This is a genomic window from Listeria cornellensis FSL F6-0969, from assembly GCF_000525855.1.
Taxonomy (GTDB): Bacteria; Bacillota; Bacilli; order Lactobacillales; family Listeriaceae; genus Listeria_A; species Listeria_A cornellensis.
In genome coordinates this window covers 61,483-85,951 of the sequence record NZ_AODE01000008.1, presented here as the reverse complement: position 1 = coordinate 85,951, position 24,469 = coordinate 61,483, and the positions used below count along the sequence as shown (strand labels likewise).

At 42.1% G+C, this 24,469-nt stretch carries 22 protein-coding genes and 2 pseudogenes; 16 read left to right on the top strand and 8 right to left on the bottom strand.

All coding sequences use genetic code 11. From position 1 onward, the window contains the following. Positions 1-71 precede the first annotated feature (71 nt). The 3 genes from PCORN_RS03225 to PCORN_RS03220 all read left to right on the top strand — a co-directional run bounded on the left by PCORN_RS03225 (position 72) and on the right by PCORN_RS03220 (position 1,827). Entirely contained in the window at positions 72-722 is a 651-nt protein-coding gene (locus tag PCORN_RS03225; RefSeq protein WP_051999213.1) for a hypothetical protein, read from the top strand. A gap of 83 nt (positions 723-805) precedes the next feature. After that, positions 806-985 carry a hypothetical protein gene (locus PCORN_RS18955; protein ID WP_149024232.1) on the top strand — a complete coding sequence of 60 codons (180 nt, stop codon included), beginning with the start codon at positions 806-808 and terminating at the stop codon, positions 983-985. Further along, the gene (locus PCORN_RS03220; protein WP_036077486.1) at positions 982-1,827 is read left to right on the top strand and encodes an FUSC family protein; all 846 of its coding nucleotides are present in this window, start codon (positions 982-984) and stop codon (positions 1,825-1,827) included. Before PCORN_RS18955 ends, PCORN_RS03220 begins: the two co-directional genes overlap by 4 nt. Before the next feature lie 47 nt (positions 1,828-1,874). Here PCORN_RS03220 and PCORN_RS03215 read toward each other — a convergent pair whose 3' ends face one another. Beyond that, positions 1,875-2,837 carry an LCP family glycopolymer transferase gene (locus PCORN_RS03215; RefSeq protein ID WP_036077484.1) on the bottom strand — a complete coding sequence of 321 codons (963 nt, stop codon included), beginning with the start codon at positions 2,835-2,837 and terminating at the stop codon, positions 1,875-1,877. A 167-nt stretch (positions 2,838-3,004) separates the two neighbouring features. Here PCORN_RS03215 and PCORN_RS03210 point away from each other — a divergent pair. The 7 genes and pseudogenes from PCORN_RS03210 (at position 3,005) to PCORN_RS03190 (ending at position 12,984) form a co-directional block, all read left to right on the top strand. Next, positions 3,005-3,701, top strand: a pseudogene (locus PCORN_RS03210) (N-acetylmannosamine-6-phosphate 2-epimerase). A gap of 141 nt (positions 3,702-3,842) precedes the next feature. After that, positions 3,843-6,950 (top strand): alpha-mannosidase, encoded by a 3,108-nt coding sequence (locus PCORN_RS03205; RefSeq protein WP_036077482.1) that lies wholly within the window; start codon positions 3,843-3,845, stop codon positions 6,948-6,950. 435 nt (positions 6,951-7,385) lie between these two features. Continuing rightward, positions 7,386-7,844 carry a hypothetical protein gene (locus PCORN_RS17050; RefSeq protein ID WP_149024231.1) on the top strand — a complete coding sequence of 153 codons (459 nt, stop codon included), beginning with the start codon at positions 7,386-7,388 and terminating at the stop codon, positions 7,842-7,844. Beyond that, on the top strand, positions 7,822-8,940 hold the full coding sequence (locus tag PCORN_RS17045; RefSeq protein ID WP_051999211.1) for a M60 family metallopeptidase: 1,119 nt from the start codon (positions 7,822-7,824) through the stop codon (positions 8,938-8,940). Before PCORN_RS17050 ends, PCORN_RS17045 begins: the two co-directional genes overlap by 23 nt. Beyond that, a complete protein-coding gene (locus PCORN_RS17040) occupies positions 8,915-9,748 on the top strand; it encodes a putative mucin/carbohydrate-binding domain-containing protein (RefSeq protein ID WP_051999210.1) in 834 nt (277 codons plus the stop codon). The genes PCORN_RS17045 and PCORN_RS17040 overlap by 26 nt, the downstream gene beginning before the upstream one ends. Beyond that, positions 9,738-10,508 (top strand): immunoglobulin-like domain-containing protein, encoded by a 771-nt coding sequence (locus PCORN_RS03195; protein ID WP_159102518.1) that lies wholly within the window; start codon positions 9,738-9,740, stop codon positions 10,506-10,508. Before PCORN_RS17040 ends, PCORN_RS03195 begins: the two co-directional genes overlap by 11 nt. A 172-nt stretch (positions 10,509-10,680) precedes the next feature. Continuing rightward, entirely contained in the window at positions 10,681-12,984 is a 2,304-nt protein-coding gene (locus PCORN_RS03190) for a bifunctional metallophosphatase/5'-nucleotidase (protein ID WP_036077480.1), read from the top strand. Between the two features lie 256 nt (positions 12,985-13,240). Here the strand turns inward: PCORN_RS03190 and rnjA are convergent, their stop codons facing one another. Then, positions 13,241-14,908, bottom strand: a complete 1,668-nt coding sequence (gene rnjA / locus PCORN_RS03185; RefSeq protein WP_036077479.1) for a ribonuclease J1 — start codon at positions 14,906-14,908, stop codon at positions 13,241-13,243. A gap of 6 nt (positions 14,909-14,914) precedes the next feature. Next, on the bottom strand, positions 14,915-15,124 hold the full coding sequence (locus tag PCORN_RS03180) for a DNA-dependent RNA polymerase subunit epsilon (RefSeq protein WP_036077477.1): 210 nt from the start codon (positions 15,122-15,124) through the stop codon (positions 14,915-14,917). Positions 15,125-15,676: 552 nt separating this feature from the next. Here PCORN_RS03180 and PCORN_RS03175 point away from each other — a divergent pair. From PCORN_RS03175 to PCORN_RS19220, 5 genes and pseudogenes are all read left to right on the top strand, one after another. Next, on the top strand, positions 15,677-16,447 hold the full coding sequence (locus PCORN_RS03175) for a Cof-type HAD-IIB family hydrolase (RefSeq protein WP_036077476.1): 771 nt from the start codon (positions 15,677-15,679) through the stop codon (positions 16,445-16,447). Between the two features lie 227 nt (positions 16,448-16,674). Continuing rightward, positions 16,675-16,782 (top strand): putative holin-like toxin, encoded by a 108-nt coding sequence (locus tag PCORN_RS18135; protein ID WP_077912427.1) that lies wholly within the window; start codon positions 16,675-16,677, stop codon positions 16,780-16,782. 300 nt (positions 16,783-17,082) lie between these two features. Continuing rightward, a pseudogene (locus PCORN_RS03170) lies at positions 17,083-18,982 on the top strand (OPT family oligopeptide transporter). Between the two features lie 147 nt (positions 18,983-19,129). Continuing rightward, positions 19,130-19,450: a PqqD family protein gene (locus PCORN_RS03165; RefSeq protein ID WP_036077475.1), complete on the top strand. Its 321-nt coding sequence runs from the start codon at positions 19,130-19,132 to the stop codon at positions 19,448-19,450. A gap of 190 nt (positions 19,451-19,640) precedes the next feature. Beyond that, positions 19,641-19,808: a hypothetical protein gene (locus PCORN_RS19220; protein ID WP_159102517.1), complete on the top strand. Its 168-nt coding sequence runs from the start codon at positions 19,641-19,643 to the stop codon at positions 19,806-19,808. A gap of 382 nt (positions 19,809-20,190) precedes the next feature. Here the strand turns inward: PCORN_RS19220 and PCORN_RS03160 are convergent, their stop codons facing one another. After that, positions 20,191-20,550: a TetR/AcrR family transcriptional regulator gene (locus PCORN_RS03160; RefSeq protein WP_241433056.1), complete on the bottom strand. Its 360-nt coding sequence runs from the start codon at positions 20,548-20,550 to the stop codon at positions 20,191-20,193. Between the two features lie 134 nt (positions 20,551-20,684). Between PCORN_RS03160 and PCORN_RS03155 the strand changes: the two genes are divergently transcribed. Beyond that, a complete protein-coding gene (locus tag PCORN_RS03155; RefSeq protein ID WP_036077474.1) occupies positions 20,685-21,614 on the top strand; it encodes a ketopantoate reductase family protein in 930 nt (309 codons plus the stop codon). A gap of 49 nt (positions 21,615-21,663) precedes the next feature. Here PCORN_RS03155 and PCORN_RS03150 read toward each other — a convergent pair whose 3' ends face one another. Genes PCORN_RS03150 through PCORN_RS03135 form a run of 4 tightly spaced genes read right to left on the bottom strand, consistent with a single transcriptional unit; the run spans position 21,664 to position 24,349 of the window. Continuing rightward, entirely contained in the window at positions 21,664-22,458 is a 795-nt protein-coding gene (locus PCORN_RS03150; RefSeq protein ID WP_036077473.1) for a DUF817 domain-containing protein, read from the bottom strand. Between the two features lie 21 nt (positions 22,459-22,479). After that, the gene (locus PCORN_RS03145) at positions 22,480-23,037 is read right to left on the bottom strand and encodes a molybdenum cofactor guanylyltransferase (RefSeq protein ID WP_159102516.1); all 558 of its coding nucleotides are present in this window, start codon (positions 23,035-23,037) and stop codon (positions 22,480-22,482) included. After that, on the bottom strand, positions 23,024-23,674 hold the full coding sequence (locus tag PCORN_RS03140) for an ATP-binding cassette domain-containing protein (RefSeq protein ID WP_036077470.1): 651 nt from the start codon (positions 23,672-23,674) through the stop codon (positions 23,024-23,026). Before PCORN_RS03140 ends, PCORN_RS03145 begins: the two co-directional genes overlap by 14 nt. A 3-nt stretch (positions 23,675-23,677) precedes the next feature. Further along, positions 23,678-24,349 (bottom strand): molybdate ABC transporter permease subunit, encoded by a 672-nt coding sequence (locus PCORN_RS03135; RefSeq protein ID WP_036077466.1) that lies wholly within the window; start codon positions 24,347-24,349, stop codon positions 23,678-23,680. Between the last annotated feature and the right edge of the window lie 120 nt (positions 24,350-24,469).

Here is a 24,469-nt window from a genome sequence, read left to right as displayed (position 1 = left end):
TCGAAATGGACGAATGTGTGATAAACTTTCTAAGTGATACTAAACTTAGGAAGAAGAAGGGACAGCAGAGAATGAAGAAACTTATTTTAGAAAAGGTTGGACTTAAAGGACTTATACATATGTTGCAAGTCTTTATTTATACGACAATTTGTGTAGCGATTCATGTATTGGTCATACCAGGGATGATTGGACTATTGCCGATTGCTTTATTGATGGGGGTTATCGCGATTCAGCCGACAAGTGGCATTACAAAACGAGTGATACCAAAGATGCTTTTTGCGTTCGTATTAGCTTGCCTCATTGGTGGCTCGTCGTCTTTTTTCGAAGAGGGGGACGTGTATGCTTATTTTGCAGTGGCAGTTATTGCTTTATTGGTTATTAATTTTACGATGCCGCAAAAATACATGGTTATAACGATGGCGATTGGGACAGCGCTATTTTTTACAGAGAGAACGGCGGGATCTGTTTCCGAATGGACGATATTGGCTGTAGCTTTTATAGATGTCTCTGTCTTTTTCATCCTTGTGCGCCTCATTTTACGATACGTGCATATACCACTTGAGAAAACGATTCACGTCATGATGAAGCAAACAATTGGCTTGTTTCAAAAAGAGCTTCAGAACATCTTAGTAAAAAAAAGAAATCGGGAAACCGAAACCGCTCTATGGTCTGTTCATACAATCACAAATGTTGATCGAAGAATATTTGAAAAGGAAAGATAGTAATCCGAAACATGGTATGATTTATCAGGAAGCGATAAAATCTTATTTACGAGCTTTTTTTTAGCTTACAAACGATATCGGAGTTGGGGAGCTATAGTCTTAGTGAGGAAGCGTTTCAAGAGTTGGAAGCGATTGGAATTAGTGATCTAGCAGTTTCGAAAAGGAGCGATGTGATATTGGCGTTCCACGTGCATGAATTTACGATGAGCGTTCATGAAATTAGAGGTTTTTTACAAACATTGGAAGCGGGGGATAAAGCATGAAGATATCGTGGAAAACTAGACTAGCGCTGGATCCTCGGGTTAGTAAGGTTCTAATTAGTTTGGTTATTTGTTTGATTTTGTATCCGTTTTTTGGGAAATATATCATCTATCCTACATACGTATTTAATGCGATTTATATTACGGCTCAATTGACAAAAGGAGCCACTTATAAGTCTAGTCTTAGCCGGATTTTTGGTACGATTGCTGGCGGTTTGACGGGAGTTATTTTATATTTTGTCATGCCGAATCATTTTGTGGTGATACCACTCGCAGCGACGTTGGCTGTTTTGTGGGGCTACTTATTTTTAGGTAAATTTACACCAGTGGTTGCGGTGGTTGCCGTGATGATTTTAACTGGGAAGGCTGCAGGAGAGCCTGTCGTTTACTTGAATAATCGGCTATTTGATACGATGATAGGGTTATCGATTGGATTTTTAGTGTACTTTTTGTATCCAAGAAAGAAGAAGCAGGTTAGTCAGGTGTTTGATACAAGCGTGAAAGAATTTTTTGCGGGGATACAGCCGATGTATGAAAAGTTGAAGCGTGGCGGGTCTTTGAAGGAAGATTTGAAAGGGGCATGGAAGTCGCTCCAAGGGCTTAAGGATAAGCGGGAGCGCATTGTAAATGATAGTAGCTTCGTGCCTAAAATAGAAGATGCTGAGCCGATGCTTGTGCTCATTCATGATTTGGAATTGATTATCCAAAACTTAGCGATATTGTACCACCAACCGCTAGAGAAAGAACCGTCTGCGGAGTTGGCTGAAGTACTAGTTTTTCATGAGCAGAATTATGAGCGATTGTATGGCAAGGTGCAACAGGAGATTCAAGCTAAATATAGATAAATAAAGCATGCGTGTCTGTTTTAGAGGTGCGCATGCTTTATTATTATTTATTCTGTTGTTAAACCGAGATGTTCGCGGAAAGCTTTCGTTGCGGCGGCCTTAGATGTTACGTCTGGTTCGTAATAATAAAGGTTAAATCCATAAGCTTCACTGTAGATGGAGACTCCTTCGCCTTCCATTTTTAGTGTTTTAACATCGTTTCGAACGCTCGCGTATTTGGTTGCGATTTCGGTAATATCGTCCATCGCTAAGTTGGTTGTGAAGTTATCGCCGACTGCTTTTAGGAGGTTTTTGAAATGGGTGATGGAGGCAGTGCCAGCGAGTTCATTACTGATTCCCATGATGACGTCGCGTTGCCGATCCTGACGCCCAAAGTCTCCTCTTGGGTCTTCATGGCGAATCCGAACATACTGTAAGGCCTGTTTTCCTGTGAGATCAATCTTATCTTTAACAAAAACTTTGTTCACTTCGGTGAGATCGATGTCATTGGTAACACGAACGCCACCTACAGCTGATACAAGGTCGCTGAAGCCTTCCATGTTGATTGTTACGTAATAATCGATCGGAACGTTCATTAGGCCTTCTACTGCTTTTACAGTACCTTCTGCGCCGCCTTTAGAGTAACTACCATTTATTTTTCCAATGGCGCCGTCATCGTAAGTGACCTTCGTATCCCGTGGAATACTAAGCATTTTGACGGAATTCTTTTCTTTATTAATAGTCGCTAGAATCATGGAGTCTGAGCGTCCATTTTTTTCGCCTGCTCGGGCATCTGTACCAATCATTAAAATGGAAAAAGCATGACCATCTGTGAGAGTACTTGTTGAGGCTTTATCTTTAGAAAGTGGTACGTGGATGAGGTTTAAGGTTTGTTGGATGCCATTATAATAATGAATTGCAAAAGCTCCGAGTGTGAAAGCGATGCCTAGTAGGATAACAAAGGAAATTTGTAAGCGTTGTGTTCGTTTGGATGCTTTTTTCTCAAAGGGTTGAAATCGTATGGTATCCATATTTAATCCTGTCTTTCTGTGCGTTGACACATCAATTTTTTTTTGAAAGAAGCGATGCAGTGGTATAAATACATCTTTATTGTTAAAATTAGTACTAGCATTAATGGTATCACTCAAAGGGGTATAAATCAAATTAGAATTTAATGATAAATTGGAGGTATTTTGCCATGAAAAATCAAGAAAAGGTAGAGAAGTTGCGCGGGGGGCTCATTGTCTCCTGTCAAGCGTTGGAGGATGAGCCATTACATAGTCCGTTTATTATGTCGAAAATGGCGTTAGCGGCAAGAAATGGTGGTGCTGTTGGGATTCGGGCTAATACAGCGGTTGATATTCAGGCTATCAAAGGAGAAGTGGATCTGCCTGTGATTGGGATTTATAAGAAAAATTATGGGGATTGTTCTGTATTCATTACACCGACGATGCAGGAGGTTGACGAAATAGTCGCATCTGGTGCAGAAATTGTAGCGATGGATGGGACAGGGCGGATTCGGCCAGATGGTTCGGTCATTTCAGTTTTATTCCCAGAGATTAGGCGTAAATATCCAGAACAATTATTTATGGCGGATGTTGCGACGGTAGAGGAGGCTTTGATGGCAGAACAGTTAGGCTTTGATTTTGTGGCGCCGACTTTATTTGGGTATACGCAGGAGACTCTAGGACAAAAAAATTGCAGATGATGATTTTGCCGTGTTGCGGGAGATGGTGCGTGTCGTGAAGCAGGCAAAGATTATTGCAGAGGGAAATGTTTTGACACCGGAGATTGCTAAAAAAATTCAGGACATTGGTGTGTTTGCAATAGTTGTCGGTGGTGCGATTACAAGACCGCAGTTGATTACGGAACGATTTGTGGATGTGCTGAAATAGGATTTTAAAAGGGATTCGTTGCTGTAGACGGATTTCTTTTTTTGTCTTCCTTTCTTTAATTTATCTATTTGACATATTGGGTTTCTATGATATATTTTCTTTGTGAATGAAAACGCTTAACTAACAGGAAGGTGTGAGGGGATGTTTTGGACGAAGGAGAAGGTGCAGAATCGGAATAAGGAGGTCGCGCAGTATCGCTACACGAAAGCGGAGGTGATTTCGGAGTTTGGGATATTGGAGGATGTGGCTGGAGAAATCGGGACTTATCCGGACGGGTTGGTTTTTGAGGAGACGATTAGGCTTGGAAGTGATTGGAGGGGAAGGGATCGTTATGTTTGGTTGAGGGCGAATGTTGTGTTGCCTCCAAAACAGGAGAATCGACGGGTGTTGGGCTTTTTTGATTTTGGAAAAACAGGGGATGGGAATAACTCAGGTTTTGAGTCGTTGCTGTTTGTGAATGGAAAGCCATATCAAGGCGTGGATCAGAATCATAAGGAAGTATTTTTTGATGAAACGCTTGCTGGGACTTCTGTGGAGCTTGTTTTCAGGCTTTGGTCAGGGCTTGAGGGTGGCGGTAAGGTGACGACACAGGAACATCGGCTAAACGCAGCGTTTGTTGGGTATTTGGATGAGCGCGTGGATGATTTGTATTATACGGCTTTGGCGGCCCTGCAGACGCTGGATTATTTGGCGGAGAACACGACGGAGCGTTATGGTTTGATGCAGGCGTTGGATCATAGTTTTCGGGTGATTGATTGGGTGAATCCGGGGAGTAGGGAACATATCGCGTCGCTCTATTTGGCGGGCGAACTTTTGAATGAGAAGATCGATGCGATGCCCAAAAATTTCGATGTGACGGTGACGTGTGTGGGACATACGCATATTGATGTGGCGTGGTTGTGGCGTTTGAAGCATACGCGAGAGAAGTCGGCGCGGTCATTTTCGACGGTGATGCGTTTGATGGAGCAGTATCCGAATTATGAGTTTTTGCAGTCGCAGCCGCAGTTGTATGCGTATATGAAGGAGGATTATCCGGAGATTTATGCGCAGATCAAGGCGCGGATTGCAGATGGGCGATGGGAGGCGGACGGCGGGATGTGGCTGGAAGCGGATTGCAATATTCCGTCGGGCGAGTCGCTAGTACGCCAAATTTTGCAAGGGAAGCGCTTCTTTCAGGAGGAGTTTGGCAAGGATAGTAAACATTTGTGGTTACCGGATGTATTTGGGTATAGTTGGGCGTTGCCGCAAATTCTGAAGAGGTCGGGCATTAAGACATTTATGACGACGAAAATTAGCTGGAATCAGTTTAATCGGATGCCGCACGATACGTTTTGGTGGCGCGGGATTGATGGTTCGGAGATTTTGACGCATTTTATCACGTCACCGGATGTGCATGATATGTACTATACATATAATGGAAATATCACGGCGCGGACGGTAAAAGGGGTTTGGGATAATTATCGGGATAAAAACTGGAATAATGAGTTGTTGGTTTCATATGGCTTTGGTGATGGTGGTGGTGGCCCGACGCGGGAAATGCTGGAGATGATTACGCGTTTTGATAAGATGCCGGGTATGCCGAAAGTGGAGACTGGACTTGCAGGGCCTTATTTTGATGGCTTGCATGAGCGGGTTGGAAAAACGGAGGAGTATGTGCATACGTGGAATGGCGAGCTTTACTTTGAGTATCACCGCGGGACGTACACGAGTCAGGCGCATAATAAGAAAATGAATCGCAAATTGGAGTTGTTGTTGCGGGATGCGGAGTGGTTCCAAGTGTTACAGGCGGCGCGGACTGGGGATTTTGAGGCATATCCGAATGATTTATTGCAGGAGAGTTGGCGGATTGTGTTGCGGAATCAGTTCCATGATATTATTCCAGGTTCTTCGATTCAGGAGGTGTACGAGGATTGTGTGGTGGAATATGAGGAAGCGGAGAATCTGGCGTTGGTAGCTTATGATGAGATGAGTGCGATGGATGAGGATGCACCGAATAAGATGACGTTGATGAATAGCTCGATTTGGGAACGGCCGCGTTTGGCTGAGATTGCGATTGCGACGGATGAAGTGGTGATTTGGAAGGATGCGGATGGGAAACAGTTGGATGCCCAGCGGAATTTGGCGTGTAGTTGGCTCGTTGCGGTGGAGCAGTTGCCTTCGATGGGAACTGCGACGCTCAGTTATGAAATAGTGCAGAACGAGGTTGCTGCGAAGCTTTTAGCACAAGTCGATGATGGGCGCTTGGAGACGGATCGTTATCTCGTAATTTGGAATGAAGCTGGTCAATTTACTTCGATTTTTGATAAGAAAAATGCACGTGAAGTACTCGCAAAAGGAGAACGCGGGAATGTGTTGCAAGTTTTTGAAGATAAGCCGCTGAATTTTGATGCGTGGGATATCGATATTTATTACCAAGAAAAAATGCGTGAGGTGACGCAGCTAGAGAGTGTAGTGGTAGTTCAAAATGGCGAACTGCAAGCGACGTTACAGATGAAATGGGTGTACGGGACCTCCACGATTTCACAGGATATTCATTTTTACCGCGAGAGTCCGCGGATTGATTTTGAAACGACGCTAGATTGGCATGAAAAGCAACAGTTGCTAAAAGTGGCGTTCCCTGTGGATGTGATGGCAACGGAGGCGACATATGATATTCAGTATGGTAATGTGAAGCGTCCGACGCATTGGAATACAAGTTGGGATTACGCACGTTTTGAGACGGTAGGGCATCAGTGGGCGGATTTGAGTGAAACGGGATATGGTGTTAGTATTTTGAATAATTGTAAGTATGGGCATGATATTAAAGATCACGTGATGCGCTTAACGTTGCTAAAATCAGCGACATATCCAGATCTGACACAAGACCAAGGCCAGCACTCGTTTACGTACTCACTGCTGCCACATAAGGGTGATTTTATAGAAGGGGATGTAGTACAGGAAGCTTGGGCGCTCAACAATCCACTTCGCGCTGCACTTGGCTCGCATGACAATCGATCGTTACTGAAAGCGGATAAAGAGCAGATTCAAATCGATGCAATCAAAAAAGCAGAAGACGATGATGCAATCATTGTAAGGCTGCATGAATATACAGGCGGTCGTTGCCAAGTTGTGTTATTTAGCGATTTTGAGATAGCATCATGGCAAGAATGTGATTTAATGGAAAATCCAATCGGTGCCGCGAAATCAGACGCATGGGAGTTTTTGATAGGGCCATATGAAGTGAAAACATTTAAAGTGAAATTGAAATAACGATAGGAAGCAGCGCTAGCATTTCATTATGTTAGGGTTGCTTTTTGATTTGCTGTAAAAATAGCATGAGAAACTGAAAAAAGGATTCAGTTCAAATTTTAATAGTTGTTACAATTGATGGAGTCGGTTTTAAAGAAGTTCACTTGAGATAGGTTAAGTTATTATAACTTAAAAATGTCACAAAAATGCCATAAACACATTCCGAAAACTGGAAATTAAAGATTTTTTTTTGCTGGGAAATGATGCTAACATTACAAGGAAGGAACTGAAATAGGTGTTTTACAACGCAGAAATTTATAAAAATGAAGGAGTAGAGTATGAAAAAATATAGTGTGTTATTATTTTTTTGTAGTATTGGTAGGCTTTTTTGTAGCTGGTTTTGGAAGTAAGGTATCTGCAGATGAATGGAAGTCTAAAGAAATAGAGATATTGGAAATGCCAACTTGGTTCCAGAAGGCTGGACTTACAAAAGGAATTAGACAAGATAAGCAAAGTTTAGGAATTATTTTACCGGCTAATGTAGAGATTGAAGTCCGCCAAACGAATCCCGACTTTACTAATGTTTTGTCATTGCAGTTATTGAATGATGATCAAGTAACAGAGAGGCAAGTGAATGTTACTTCTAATTGGCAAACTTTTAGCAGTAAGTATGTCACTGTACCATTTGTTGTTACACCGCAAGCGACAGTTAGGCCAGTACTAGAGTATAGGGTGAAGGGGACTTCCAAGGTACTGCCAACGTATATGGCTGGTGACCGCGAATCAGAATTTTTTAAAGAATGGGACGATACAAACGCTGAATTTGGGTTAATTACATCAAGGTATTTTCAGATGCTCGTACCGAAAGTGGATAAGACTATTTTGAAAAAAAATGCCAGAATTCTCTTCTGTTAGTAAGCTGATTGAATATTATACGGACGTATTTGAGACATACAATAAACTAGCAGGAATTTCTTTTACACCAGTGAATCAAACAGATAAGAACATCCCTAATAAATATTTTATAAAAGCAAATCTTCATGGTATTGGTTATGCTTATTATAGTGATGGGAATACCGGTCAGAATGATTCTAGTTTGCAGGCCTATCTTGGAGTAGGTTGGACTATCTTACACGAAATAGCTCATGGCTATCAAGGCGGTTTTATGGAGCAATCGTCATTAGATGTGGATGAGGTGTGGAACAATACCTACGCAGAATATTACGAGAGGAAATACTATGGAGCGGATTACCCTGCAAAAGGTACGCAAACAGCGAATGGAGACAAAGAGATCAGGGAAGCCTCTTTAAACGAGTCATGGCAAGAAGAACATAAAGCGTTTAATAGTTGGTCAGGCAGTGATAAAGAACGAATTCTGTACCTTTTTATGCAAAAAGGAGGGGAGGAAGGATTTATTAATTTTAATCAAGAATATCGTAAGTTAGCTAATACAACTAATTTTGTAAAGGAAAATTATGATTTATTTGATTTAATGTCTAAATATTATGGAGAAGCCAGCGGATTTGATTTCACACCGGTGATTGAATCGGTAGAAGGAACAACATCGCAAGCGTTGCAACAAGATACGGAATACAAAAATCGTAAAGCTGTGGCCTCATTAAAAGAGTTAGTGAGTGCATCAGAACTTGCAAATGCACAGAAGAAGCTGAATTTAGAATCTTATTTATCGTTTGTTGATACGGATCAAATGGCAGAACTACATCTGAATGGGGAAGCCACAATCAAGCTGAATATTGATGATTTTTCACAAATTGAAGGTCAAGATTTGATTGTTAAGAATGGTGCTAAGGTAGTGAAACAAGTGAAAGTTACAGCACAAGTATTGAATCTAGGAACATTGCCTAAAGGTATCTATACGGTATATGCTCCAACGGGAAATTCACAAAAATACACGATAGATCAAAGGTATTTAAAAGTTCAAAATGACGAAAATACACTGAATATGAAATATACACCTAAAAAAAATGAGTTCTTTCATAAATCCAGCTAATATTACTATACTAGGATTAGCAGAGTGGAAAATTGGAGATTTGAATGTAGATTTAGAAAAGGAACAGTTGGCTGTGGATTTTAATAAAATACAAGCTAATTTTTGGTTTTCTGAAGATCTTTATGTAAAAATTCAAGTGCTAGATGCAGAAGGAAAAGAAATGTATACTAAATCAAGGATGGGAAGTAGTGATAACAAGGTTTCAGATAAGGTAACGATTAAAGAAGGCTATAAAATTAAAGTTTTTCATGCAGAACTAGAATTTTTAAGGTTTAATAATCAGAAGATGGTCAATGAAAATACGACATTTGTTGTGACAAAATCAGGGCTTCAAGTCGAATCTTTAGGTGCGCATGGCTTGGACTGGGTTTTAGCAAAAATAGATGATACGGCGAAACAAATTAGAAATAATCCAAGCATGTTGGCAAGTGATTATAGTACGTTAAAAGATGATGTATTGCTTGCTATTCAAAATTTGCCGGAACAAACACGTGCAGAAGCAATGATAGATTATAAGGATGTACTGCCGAAAGATTTGACACAGCAAAAACCAACGTCTATTAACGCGCAATCTGAGTTGAATGCAGAAACGACTAATACGGGAAAATTAGCAGTTGGCGTATTACCAGAGGCCGCAGATCAGAATGTGAATTTTGAATCGAGCAATCAGAATGTGATAAAAGTGGATGAAAATGGAAAATGGCAAGCGATTGGAAAAGGAGGAGCGGTGATTACGGTAACGTCGAAAGTAGATGGTCATATTAAAAAAAACAATTACCGTGAAAGTAACGGAAAAAATGGATTATAGTTTAGTCGTGAAAGCTTACAACATTGGTGACAGTAAGTTAACCGGGGCGTTTGGGAGGAATATTTGGAAGGTACGATTATGGGTGAATGGCAAAGTTGTCACACAAGCGAGTACAAATGCAGCTGGTGAATTTACGTTTGATAATGCAAGTAGCTTCATTCACTCAGCGACAGATTTAATAGAGGTTGTTGGAGTTGATACTGGCTACACAGAGCATGCACGCATAAAAGTACCTGTGACTGGTGGATTGGAATCGATGCTTCATTTAACGCAAAATGCGTATAGTATGGGGAGCACAGCATTATCGGGGCAATTTGGTAGAGCGATTTGGAAAGTACGCCTCTCTATAAACGGAAATGTGGTAGCACAAGCGACTACTAACGCTGATGGTACCTACACATTTACGAACGCATCTAGTTTTATTAAATCAGCTACTGATAAGGTAGAAATCATCGGTGTGGACACGCAGTATAAAGAAGTAAAACGCATCACAGCAACTATTGGAGCTGGAGCTATAAATAATGCCTTACAAGCCAAAGACTTTACGTTTGGAGATAAAACGATAACAGGAACATTTGGAAATGCTATCGCAAAAGTACGTCTCGTTGTGAATGGTGTTACAGTTCAACAAGCAACAACGGTGGATGGTGGCTTTACATTTACAAGCACGAATTATCTCATCAAAAACGCGACAGACAAGGTAGAAATTGTCGGAGTCGATGCACAATATAGAGAAGTGAACAGAATCGTTATTCACTAAATCATTTTTTCAGTGCTTTTTCATCTTGCTCTAAGCTACGTGAGCAAGATGGGAGAGCATTTTTTTATTTCCATTTAAATGTTGTAACTCTGGTTTCGTTTTGCTACAATGATAAGGAATGTTTAAACCGCTTACAAGAAATACAATTAGAAAAAGGGAGGCTTTTATTAACGTGAGAAAAATGTATAAAAAGGGATTGAAAGTTGTTTTAGCTGTTAGTTTAGCATTAGGTGTTGGGAGCACTGCTTTAATTGGAGGTGTTGGAGCAGTAAATGCTGCGGTTGATCCAAACCTTGTTCCAGTTCAAATATTAGGTGTCAATGATTTTCACGGGGCACTAGATACAGCTTCAAGCTCACCGCTTGGTAAAATTGGTGGTGCTGATTACCTGGCGACCAATTTAAACAATACAGAGGCGAGCTTTCTAGCCATGAATGGATTGGCGGATAATGCGGCTAGTAATTCGATTCGTGTACAAGCGGGCGACATGGTTGGCGCGAGTCCTGCGGTATCTGGATTATTGCAAGATGAGCCTACAATCAAAGTGCTCAATCGGATGAAATTCGAAATTGGGACGCTCGGCAATCATGAATTTGATGAGGGCTTGGCCGAATTTAAACGGATTTTAGTTGGTGGGGATACGACGGACTTCAATGAAATCACACAAAATTATGACCACGAAGCATCCGATATGTCGATTGTCGTTGCGAACGTGGTTAATAAATCAGATGGTGCGATTCCTTATGGTTTCAAGCCTTACGAGATTAAAAATATGGGTGGCGTAGATGTGGGTTTTATCGGCGTGGTAACAACGGAGATTCCATCGCTCGTTTTAGCGAATCATATTCAAGATTTTAATTTCTTGGATGAAGCGGAAACAATTGCGAAATACTCCGCGGAGCTACAAACAAAAGGCGTGAAGGCGATCGTTGTGTTATCGCATGTGCCAGCCCTGACACCAGGAAATCCAACGAATGGGGAAGGTAGCGTTTCTGGTGCAGCGGTGGACATGATTAATAAAGTGAATCAGATTGCGCCGAACAACAGTGTAGACCTTGTTTTAGCGGGGCATAATCATCAGTACACGAACGGAAAAGTTGGTAACACACGGCTTGTCCAAAGTTATAGTAATGGGAAGGCATACTCGAATGTGACAGGTGCTCTAAATAAAACAACGAAAGATTTTGAGACGACACCGGATGCGGAGATTAAGTATAATTTGCAAGATGTGACGCCAGATGCGGCGGTGCGCAGTGTGATTGATGAAGCTTATGCGCTTGTAAATCCTGTTATTAGTAAGCCGATTGGTCAGATGGATAGTGCCGTGTTGACGCGAGACACGAATGCCGATAATGAATCGCCACTTGGCAATCTGATTACGGACGGGCAACGTGAAATCGCGAAACAAGCCGGAATTGCTGTTGATTTTGCGATGACCAATAACGGCGGGATACGTGCGGACCTCATTGGAACAGCAGCAAATGGTTCTTTTGCGGTAACATGGGGCGCCGCACAAGCAGTTCAGCCTTTTGGAAACATTTTGCAAGTGGTTGAGTTGACTGGCGCGGATATCGTGGAGGCTCTCAATCAACAATACGATGAATCGGAAAAGTACTTTTTACAAGTATCGGGTCTGAAATACACGTATACGAAGAATGATGCGGGTGAGAAACGCGTCGTAGAAGTAACGAAAGAAGATGGCACGAAGCTTGATGAGACGGCGACATACCGCGTTGTGATTAATGATTTCTTATTCGGGGGCGGTGACTCCTTCTCAGCGTTCACAAAAGGTAAGCAAGTCGATGTCATCGATCCTGATACGGACACATTCATCCATTATATCGAGTCCCAAAGCACGCTTGTAACACCAGAGCTAGGACGTAAAAACTTCAAGACGGAAGCAGAGATTGCAAAAGAAAAAGAGGATGCAGCAATCCAAGCAATGACAGATAGCACAGTTTTCCAGTCGTACAAAGAAAAAGATGCGATTTTCAAAGGAAAAACAGTTCCTGGTGCGACAGTTGTTGTGAACTCACTGGCTGTAAGAGCGAAAGCGGCACCAACTGTATCGGATGCGCAGGGCAATTTTGAAATCGATATGAGCGGTGAGAACTTGAAAGAGGGAGAAACTTTTGAGGTGACAATCACAGATGTGGACGGTTATAGCAAGGCCTTCACGGTGACGGTTATGGCGGCTGACCCAATCGATAATGGCGGTGGTGAAGAGATTCCAGGTGAAAACGGTGGGGAAACGACTCCTCCTGATGTAAATAATGGTGGAACGACGACGCCGGAACCAGTGATTCCTCCTGTTAACGGTGCGGTGGATACAGGAAAAACACCATCAGCCATTGTACCAGTAAATACAGATAAGAGCTTACCACAAACTGGTGACGAGGATCAAACAGGCGCAATGCTTGTCGGTGTATTCTTGATAAGCGCTGCAGTTTATTATCTAAGACGCAAAACAGTATAAAAATAAATGGAAAAGATGAGACTCGGGAAAAACTCAAGATAAAGCAAAAATCGCCTCACCCTTTTTTTTTGGGTGAGACGAAAAATTATGCTTTACACAAATCGAGCGAAAGCGTTTGTATTCAGGGAGTTTGGTGGAAACCGGAAGCGGAGTGTACGACTGTACATGAGAACCGGAAGTCCGCCAAACTCCCTGAATGCGAGCGCTTTTCGCCGATTTATCTGGGTTATGCCCCAGCCCCATCTTTTTTCTATGACTATACTTCCATTATGATTGGTAAAATCATCGGACGGCGTTGTGTTTTGTCATATAAGAATGGTTGTAGTGTGTCTGTGACCTCATTTTTAATTTCTGACCATTGCACTGTTTTGCTGTCCATCACTTTGTTGAGGTGACGGCGTAACAAGCCTTGTGCTTCGTTAATAAGGTTTCCTGATTCGCGCATATAGATGAAACCGCGAGAGATGATATCAGGACCAGCCATGACTTTGTTTTTCGATGCGCTGATAGAAACGACAACGATAACTAAGCCTTCTTCGGATAGGACGCGACGATCACGCAATACGATATTACCGATGTCTCCAATACCGCTACCGTCGATATAGACGTTTGCTGCTTGGATTTTACCAGCAATATGTGCAGAATCAGCGGTTAAGGCTAGAACGTCTCCATTTTCCATAATAAAGCTGTTTTCATGAGGAACGTCACAATAAAATGCGGATTGGGCGTGCATTTTTTGCATTCGGAACTCCCCATGAATCGGCATGAAATATTTTGGCTTCATAAGACGAAGCATTAGTTTCTGTTCTTGTTGCCCACCATGACCAGAGGTGTGAATGTTGTTGACTTTACCGTGAACAACTTCTGCACCAGCTTGGAAAAGCAGGTTGATTGTGCGGTTTACACTGATTGTATTTCCTGGAATTGGTGATGAGGAGAAGACAACCGTATCGCCGGGTTGGATTTGGATTTGACGATGGGTACCGTTGGCAATACGAGATAGTGCCGCCATCGGTTCACCTTGACTACCGGTACAAAGAATCGTGACTTCGTTCGCGGGCAGTTTATTCAATTGGCCCCATTCAATAAAGGTATCTTTTGGTGCTTGGATGTAGCCAAGTTCGATACCAATTGTGATGGCAGAATCCATGCTACGACCGAAAACCGCAATTTTACGACCTGTTGCTACAGAGGATTCTACCACTTGCTGCAGGCGGTAAATGTTGGATGCGAATGTGGCAAAAATGATTCGTCCATCTACATCGCGGAAAATATTTTTGATACTTTCACCAACGATGCGTTCACTCATCGTAAACGTAGGTACTTCGGCATTGGTAGAATCAGATAGCAAGCAAAGTACGCCTTCTTTACCGATTTCCGCCATTTTTGTTAAGTTTGCTGGTTCGCCAACAGGTGTGAAATCGAATTTGAAATCACCTGTGTGGACGATGTTTCCTGATGGTGTCTTCACAACAATCCCGTAGGAATCTGGGATACTATGCGTCGTTGCGAAGAACGAGATACTTGTTTTACGGAATTTGAAAACATCTTCTTCTTCAAACTCGTAAATTTTGGTTTGGCGCAGTAGGCCGTGTTCTTCTAGTTTATTGCGAATAAGTGCTGCGGCGAGTTTCCCAGCGTAAACGGGGATATTTAGTTCGCGAAGCAAGTAAGGAACGCCACCGATATGATCTTCGTGACCATGTGTGATGAACAAGCCTTTAATTTTTTCTTTGTTTTTGATGAGGTACGTATAATCAGGAATAACGTAATCGATACCTAGTAGCTCGTCCTCTGGGAACTTGATACCTGCATCGATGAGGATTATTTCGTCCTGGAATTGTACGCCGTAAGTGTTTTTTCCGATTTCGCCCAGACCACCGAGTGCGAAAACGGCTGTTTCATTATTTTTTACAAATTTCATAGCGGATTACTGCCCCCACAGTTGGAAATTTTCATTTTGTTTTTCGTATTGTAGATGCGCATCGCTGAGTTCTTCTACTAGCTCGATATGGAAGGGTTGGTCTTTAAGAATAACGCGGACTTCTGGCACGTCATTCGCTTCCACATAGATGGATTTTGTTTTTTCTCGGACAGGTGTTTCTGTTTTTGTTGCTTGGTAATAAACTTTAAAAATCATTTTTTTTCTCTCCTTTATGTTTCGTTATTATTCATTGTAAAAATAGCATTGCCCCTCATTTGCAATCTATTTACATGCGATTTCATAGATAAAACGGAATGAGCTCGTTAAAAAGGCAAAAAGAAACAATGGTAGCCGTTTTGCATAACGGTTGGCTACGATTTAGAATATAACATGACATTCTGCGTTTTTTTCGCCTACTCCAATTGAATACCATTATTCTGCGCATTTTAAACAAAATGGGTAGAGAATGATTCCAATTCACGGTAGGTTCAACGAGTCACTTCTTTTGTGAAAACAAGATCCGAACTTTTATCCTTGAGTTCTAATATACCATAAAAAACGATAAATGCTACTACAATATACTAAAATGGGTCGAAAAAGTGAGAGAAGACCCAAAAAGCATGTTTTAAGTGGGGGAATGGGGTTTTTAAAAGGATGGATTAATGACGCAAATTTTGCCCGTTAGCGCCATTTTTTTGGTATACTTGAATGTGAGATTAGTAATGGGTGCATTTTTCCCCGCAAATTTGGTCTGAGGAGATTTGAATTATGAAGAAAATTGTATTTTTTGATGTAGATGGTACGTTGGTAAATGACAACAAGGAAATCCCGGATTCAGCCAGAAAAGCAGTGAAAGACCTGCAGGACAAAGGTGTTTATGTGGCGATTGCGTCTGGACGGGCTCCTTTTTTATTGAAGGATATATGTGAGGAACTGAATATTCATTCCTATGTGAGTTTCAACGGGCAGTATGTCGTATTTGAAGGGGAAATGGTGTTTGATAATCCTTTACCGCAGGCGTCGATGGAGCGTTTGATTGAGGTGACAGAAGAGTTGGATCATCCACTTGTGTTTATGAATGAGGAGACGTTGCGTACGAATATTCCGGATCATCATAAGGTGCATGAGGGAATGAGTTCGCTAAAAGAGGATTATCCAGAGCTTGACGCGGAATTTTATAAAGGACGGACGCTGTACCAGTGTTTGTTGTTTGCCGACGAGAGTCATGATGCGTTTTATAAGGAGAATTTCCCTGAGTACGGCTTCTTGCGCTGGCATGATGTGTCGATGGATGTAGCACCGGCGAACGGATCGAAAGCTGTTGGTATTCGTGAAATGTTGAAGCGATTGGATTTCAAAATTGAAGATGCTTACGCGTTTGGCGATGGCTTGAATGATATCGAAATGTTGCAAGAAGTTGGCACGGGAGTTGCGATGGAAAATGGGCGTGATGAAGTGAAGGCAATAGCTGATTTTGTGACGGATTCTGTGGATAATGACGGGGTTTTGAAAGGGTTGCAACGATTAGGATTATTATAAGAGGAGCAGCGAATCTAATGATAGGTTCGCTGTTTTTGTAGTGCTGCGTGAGTAAATTGAATCGGCTGGAAACGACGATTTATCGAATAATCTTTGTTCTAAAAAAGAGGTAATATCATGGTATAATAGTCGCGTAGAGTAAGGTATGTAAAGGATGGTGGCTTTCTAATTGAAGGGAGTGATGCTTATGTATGTGGGCAATCAAATCTGGAGAAAGGAAATGCCTGATGTCAGTTGCAGAATCGATTATGATGGCGCTTGGGTTTGGAATGTTTATTTTGTCCTTCCTCAAGCTAGTTATCGTAATGGTGCAAGCAATGAAAAACGACAAATAAAAACCATCTGATATACTCTGACAGGAGATTAGATGGTTTCGAGAACATTTAAACGAAAGTCACCGTCTTTTAAGCGGCTTACGTCATTCTATACTAGGGAGTCGTGGTGGAACACGGCTCTCTTTTTATTTGCCCTAATTATAACATAACTCTGCGACATTACTCAAGCAATGAGTGTGAATTCTTGTTTGTTCTTCCAGATATCCGTTGCGAAAATAGAGAGGTAGCGGTAAAATAGATACTGAATCTTTGCTTTAAAGGAACAAAGATTACACAAAACATAAAAGGAGTAGTTACAAAATGAGTGATAAAATGGGTAGCAAGAAGTTTCAGCCTTACATACCTGCTTCCAAATCACTGCCAGAATTGACTGCAACTGCCATTATTCTTGGTATTATTCTTTCAATTTTGTTCGGTGCGGCAAATGCTTACTTAGGGCTCAAAGTAGGTTTGACGGTATCGGCGTCGATTCCAGCGGCGGTTATTTCGATGGGAATTTTGCGTGGTATTTTTAGGCGGGATTCGATTTTAGAAAATAATATTGTACAAACGATGACAACAGCAGGGGAGGCGCTCGGTGCGGGTGCGGTATTTACGATTCCAGCGTTGTTCATGATGGGCGTGGATATTAACCAGATTATGTTGGTATTTATCGTGCTCACTGGGGGATTTCTGGGCGTATTCATGATGGTGCCGCTTAGAAGAATGCTGATTGTCAATGAACACGAAACGTTGCCATATCCAGAAGGAACGGCCTGCGCGGAAGTTCTGAAAACGGGGGAAAAAGGTGGTGGAGCACAAGCGAAAACTCGTTGTATTTGGTTTCGGAGTGGGTGCTCTTGTGAAAGTTTTTACGGACGGATTTAAGGTTTTCCGAAGTGACGTGCAGACGGGGATTTATAATTTCCAAAATGCGTTTATTGGGACGCAAATTTATCCGGCGTTACTTGGTGTTGGATTCATTATTGGACCAAAAATTGCGGGTCAGATGGTGGCCGGTGGTTTGATGGCGTCGCTCGTTTTGATTCCGTCGATTGCATTTTTCGGTGCGGGAAGTTCGGATGTGATTTTCCCAGCGTCTGAAGCGTTGAAAAATCTGGATGCGAGCATGATTTGGGATAACTATATTCGTTATATTGGCGCGGGGGCTGTTGCTGCGGGCGGTCTGATTACACTTGCGAAAACGATGCCAGCGATTGTGCAGACGCTTCGTAGTACGATGGTTGGTCTGAACAAAAATAAAGGTCAGAAAATGCTTGAAATTGAGCGTACAGATAAAGATATTCCGATGAAATGGGTGTTGATTGGTATTGCTGTACTGATTGTTATTATTGCGTTCGATCCGTTTACGAATGTTGGGATTATCGGCGCTTTAGCGATTGCGATTTTCGGATTCTTATTCGTTACAGTGGCGTCACGGATTGTAGGAATTGTTGGTAGTTCGTCATCGCCAGTTTCGGGGATGACGATTGCGACACTTCTGATTGTGGCGATTGCTTATAAATCGTTCGGTTATAGCGGTACGGAAGGTATTGTGCTAACATTGACGGTTGCGGCGATTGTTTGTACGGCGCTTGCGGTTGCGGGTGATATTTCACAGGATTTGAAAACAGGTTATCTCGTTGGTGGGACGCCTTGGAAACAGCAAGTTGCGATGATGATTGGTGTTATCGCCAGTGGTCTTGTGATGGGTTACATTTTGACATTGCTTGATAACGCGTATGGCATGGGTTCAGAAGCCTTGCCAGCTCCAAAAGCGGCGTTGATGAAAATCCTCGCAGAAGGTATTCTAAATGGAAACTTACCATGGACGCTCATCTTTATTGGGGTTTCGATTGCAGTTGTGATTGAATTCCTAGGCATGAACTCGCTTGTGTTTGCAGTAGGTCTATACTTGCCGCTTAACATCAGTGCGACGGTTATGTTCGGTGGATTTGTACGATTGATCGTGAACCAAGTAATCAAGTTGAAAAAGGACAAGGAAAAAGCGGAACGAATCGAGCGCGGAACGTTGTTTGCGTCTGGTTTAATTGCTGGGGAATCCCTTCTGGGCGTGATCATCGCGTTTGTGATCTCGATTAACCCGAATATTATCCCGACAGAGTACTTGCTTTCGAATCAATGGTTACCATTCTTGGTATTCTTGATTGTGTGTACATTGTTGTATTTCTCTACAGTGCCGCGGAAACGAAAAGCTTAGCGACAAACGCTCCGTTCCAGTACTCGTGTACAAGTCGTACATTCCGTGCTGGAACTCGCCTTTGCCTATCATCTAATCATTTGTCGCTTTGAAATGTTTGGACATAAGGAGGGATTTATTCTATGCGAAAAAAAAGAACGACGAAATATGTTGGAAGAAATTCCAGTTTTGAAGGATGATCTGTTTTTGGAAGTGGCGGAGCAGGAGAAATATTTGATTGTACCGCGCTCGGCTTGGCTGGAGCGCGTGGCAACGAAGTTTTTGAAACAGCCTACAGAACGGCGTATTAAGCTCGATGAACATGGTTATTTTATCCTTTCGCAAATGGACGGGGAGACATCGATTCCAGAGATGGAGGAACGGTTTTCGCGGACATTTGGGAATGAGGATGGGATGAGTTTATCGAGGTTGGTCCGTTTCTTGCAGATTATGGATTCGTATAGTTGGTTGAAGTGGAAGCGAGAATGATGAGAGTAGCGGGGATCAGTAGTTTTGGTCTTCGCTATTTTTATTGTGCATGTGTGGTTATTTTTATGATGAAATAAAGTATTAAATAGATAGAATATAGTTCAGATAAATTATTAAATGATATATATATGATAAAAAACGCTTACATGTTATAGTTAAGTATACTTCAAGGAGAGAAGGGAGATAGCATATGAAAGTTTTTATTATTGTGTTATACATTTCATTGGCATTACTGGTTATTCTATCTTACATTTTTGGTTGGATATCTGAAAGCGTTTTTGGAGCAGGTGTAGTTATTACGATTTTTTTTTGGATTATTCATGAGAATTTACTTAAAAAAAAAGGAAGAGAGACATAATGGGGTTAAAAAAAAGGGGTATACTGACAGTGGTGGTAATGTGCATGGATTTATAAGGACAGTGGCTATAAGAAATTGTTAGAAATTCAAACTGGAATGCTGAAAAAAAAATTTTTCGTGATTGGTTTTAAAATATGGAAAAAACCACTGATTCCATCGCGGGTCAGTGGTTTTGCGGCGTATGATTTTGCTGAAATATTTTTATTTAACAGACACCGTTCCCGAATTAACTAATGTATTTATCAAACTAAATAATTGATCGGGAGGTAAATCTTTTTGCCGGCGTTGCCAAAGACGGATCAGTGAAAACGCAGTTGAAATGTTAAACTCTAATAAATATGGTGTCATGGCATTGTTTTTAGGGACACAGTAATCCAGTCCGTCAGAAAAAAAATTCATGTTTTAATTTTTCCATAAAGCGAATATTGCCGTAATCACCTAATAAAGCGTTCAGGTAAATCTCTTTTTCTTCAAAAAGCAGTAGTATATCCTTTGGGTTTGCATCTTCTTGGTCTGTGTTTTTTACTCTTTCTCGGATATAGTCCAATAGATCATTTTCGATAAAATGAAGTAAATCGTAAACATCCGTAAAATACTGATAAAAGGTACTGCGATTATAGCCAGACTTATTAGCAATTTCTTGTACCGTGATCTTTTCTACTGGTTTTTGACTATAGAGTTCGCAAAAAACGTCGATGAGTGATTGCCTTGTTTTCTTGGTTATTTCAGGTTGCTTTTTCATTTCAATCTCCTTTCATAATTCGCATATCATCCGACAGATTTGAAGAAATTGTAGGTTGATGAATCTAGAGTGACACCGTATAATTTATTATACAACACGTTGTCGTATAGTCAATGTATGGAAGGAGAATTTCTATGAAAATACTTATTTTTGGACGCGGTGCTATCGGAACACAATATGCGTGGGCATTTGAAAAAGCGGGGCATACCGTTGAATTTTATGTTCGTGAGGGTAGGAAAGTGGAGTATGGATCATATGTGAATTTGGAAATGTGGGATATGAGGAAACGCAAAAGAGATAGGTTGACTAAAGAAAAATGGCAGATTGTAACGCATGAAGAAATAGAGCGGAATCATGATTATGATCTTATTTTTATGAGTGTTAATCCGGAGCAAGTATCGGGTGCCACGGAATATCTTGCCTCGCGGGTCGGAAATGCAACGGTTCTTTTTTTCTGTAACTTTTGGGAGGACCCAGAGGCAGCTCTTTATCCGATTTCGCCAAGTCAGATTGTTTATGGTTTTCCTAGTGCTGGCGGTGGATTTGAAGGTAACACGCTCTATGGCGGACTATACAAAACGGTTAAATTTGGGACATTCGGACTCGCACTTAGCAAACGAGATTTAGCAGTTCACAAGCTGTTTACTGATGCGGGTTTCAGAATAAAGGTCTCAAATGATTTTCAAAATTGGCTCTGGAATCATTTTGCATTCAATGTTGCGATGGAGGTTGAAGTATTGAAAAGTGGTAGTTTTAAGGCGGTTGTTTCTTCACCAGAATCATTGGCTGGAATAGGCAGTAATATGAAAGAGATTGTTCGGGTTTTGAAGGCCAAGGGTGCAAAGTTAGATGTTTTATCCAAGATTTTAAATGTGCTACCACCGAAAATGGTTGGTTTTTTTCTGAGTAAACTCGTATTCTCACCTGAAAGTATGAGTTATGCGCTTGTGGAGCATAACCACTATAAAGTTGGATATGCTGTAAATGAGGTTATTGCTGAGGCTAGGAAGCAAGGCATAAGTGCGCCGCGACTTTACGCTGTGGAAAGAATTATAACGACTTAACTTTGTAACGCGTACTATTTTGAATAAACCCAGTAATAAAGCCACCGAATCAATCGTGAATCGGTGGCTTTTTGCTGTCTTCTTGTAGGTCTTTTTTGAGGAATTTGAGTTCGGCGATAATCATGATGCTGATAATAATGAGGAGGTACCAGCTGGTGATTTTTCCGAAACCGACGAGTTGCCAGGTGACTTCTTGGTCGGGGTAGTACCAAGCGCCGAAGAAGCTAGCGATGTTTTCTGCGACCCAGATGAAAAATGCGATGAGTAGGAAGGATAGGGAGAGTGGCATCCTCAGGCGTTTGTCGCCGACTGTGAAGGATACGACGGTTCGCAGGAATAGAATCAGGACGGCGATAATGAGTATGTAGCGCAGATCCCAGATATAATGATGGGTGAAAAAGTTGAGATAAATCGCGGCGCAAAGGATGATGACGTAGTTGCTTTTGGGCCAATTTTTGACGGTGAGATCGAAGCGTTTCCAGGCTTGGCAAATGTAGCTGGCGACGCTTGAGTACATGAATCCGCTGTAGAGTGGGACGCCTAGAATTTTTGTGTAAGCGTCTTCTGGATAGGCCCAGGAACCCATCTGGATTTTGTAGATTTCAAGAACGAGACCGATGACGTGAAAAAGCATGATGACTTTGAGTTCGTCCCATGTTTCGAGGCCGAATTTGATTAAAAGTAGTTGGGCGATGATGCAGATTATGAGCAGTAAATCGTACCTTGGAATGAAGGGAATATCAAGGTATTTGGAAAAGGCGAGCGAGAGAAAAATGATGGCTGGGAAGATGCAACAGAGTATTTGTGTCCATGTGAATTGCCAGAGTAGGGATAGGAAACGCATGTGGTACCTCCTGAAGAATGATTATTTGTAGTTTCTATTTTGGAATGGGGATTCGCTTGGAAAAAGATATTTTTGTGTGCCGAGGGTTTGTAATAATTGTCGAATGCGAAGATTATCTACGCGTAACATGGCCTCGATTTCGCTTTTGCAAGGCGGGATGCAGGCGGTTAGGTAGTGTTGTGCGGTTGCGGTTGCGGCATAGGCATTTCCCTGATGGATGAGTGCTGCGAAAATGGTGGTCGTTATATGTGGGGTGTCGGTTGGTGAGAGTAGGTAGTGTTCGTAGTTGCTAGTGTTCATGACCGCGTGAATGCCGCCGAGTGGTCCTTTGTCTAGGAATGGTTCTTGGTCTGTTAGGACGGTTGTCGTGTCGTTGTGGAATAGAGCTTGGATGCTGGGGAACAGGCGCTGATTGGTGACGATGAATAGGTGATTGACGAGCGGGCGCATTTTATCGGCAGTTTGCTCTACCCATGTTGGCGAGTCCGCAGTCTCTTTGTATAGCGCTTTATCTTCGCCAAAACGCCGGGAATTTCCGCCTGCAAGCACGATACCGGCGATTTTTTTAGTTTCTGACAAGGCGACCATCCTTTATTTTTAAAATTTCTCCTGTGAGGGAGGCGGCTTCTTGGTGGTAATGGGTAACGAAAATGACGGGAATGTCGAAATCGCGCGCCATTTGGCCAACGAGTTCGATGCAGATGTTGCGTGTGTCTTCGTCAAGACCGTTGAATGGCTCGTCTAAAAGAAGTAGGTTCGGATTAATAATCATCGCTCGTGCCATTGCTACGCGTTGTTTTTCGCCGCCAGATAATTTTTGGACGGAGGAAAAAAGGAGATGGGAAATCTGTAAGTAATCGCTTATTTTGCGGACTTGTTGTTCGATTTCGGCGCGATTTTTTTTGTTGACGGTTAGGCCGAATGCAATGTTTTGAAAGACGTTCATATTTGGAAAGAGGGCTAGATTTTGGAAGAGGTAGCCGACTTTGCGTGCTGCGGTTGGAACGGTGATGTCGCTATATGTATCGTCCCAAGCGGTGTTGCCGAATTCGATGATGCCTTCGTCGATTTTTTTTAGGCCGCTGATGCATTGGAATAGGGTGGATTTACCGGAGCCGCTAGCGCCCATAATGGCTGTGATTGGAGCGACGAAATCGTAATTAATGTCAAGATCGTGAAAGGGTAGTTTCTTTTTGAATTTTAAGCGTAGTCCCATAGGTTACATTCCTCTCGTTAAGTTGGTTTGGCGGACGGTCAGGATGTGGATGATCATTAGTGCGATAATGCCGATGATAACGTTGATAAGGCCCAGATAAATGGCGGTGCGCATGTCGCCTTGTTGGACCATGAAATAAATACTGGAAGCGATCGTGTCGGTTTTTCCTTCGATGTAACCAGCGACCATGAGGCTTGCCCCAAATTCACCCATTGCCCGACAAAAACTAAGTAAAATCCCCGCTAAAATTGGTTGCCAGCAGTTTGGGAGGATAATTTTAAAAAAGATGGTTTTAGCGTTGGCGGACAGGGTTTGTGCGGCCCAGACGAGGTCGTGATCGATGGAGAGGAACGCGCTTTTTAGACCTTGGTACATGATTGGTAAAATGATGATCGTTGTTGCGATAACGGCACCGGCGAGCGTGAAGATGAAGCTGTAGTTGAAGTTGTTCCATAAAAACGCGCCGAGAAAATCGTTTTTTCCGAACAGATTGAGTAGAATGAGTCCTACAACAGTTGGCGGTAAAACGAGTGGTAGCAGGATGATGATCTCGATGATGAGTTGAAATCGTGATTTGCGGTTTGCGAAGTAGTAGCTGAGTGGGAGCATGGTGAGGAACGCGAGAAGTGTGGACGCAAATGCGATGATGAGTGAGTGTAGGACAGGTGTTAGCATATTCAATAGACCTCCGATCAAGCGCGCCGACAAAGGCTCATTTCCGTCGTTAAAAACTCTGTTCTGCTATGGTACTCGCTTTTGCCTAGGAACTAAATCCTTGTCAGCGCGCTTGAAGTT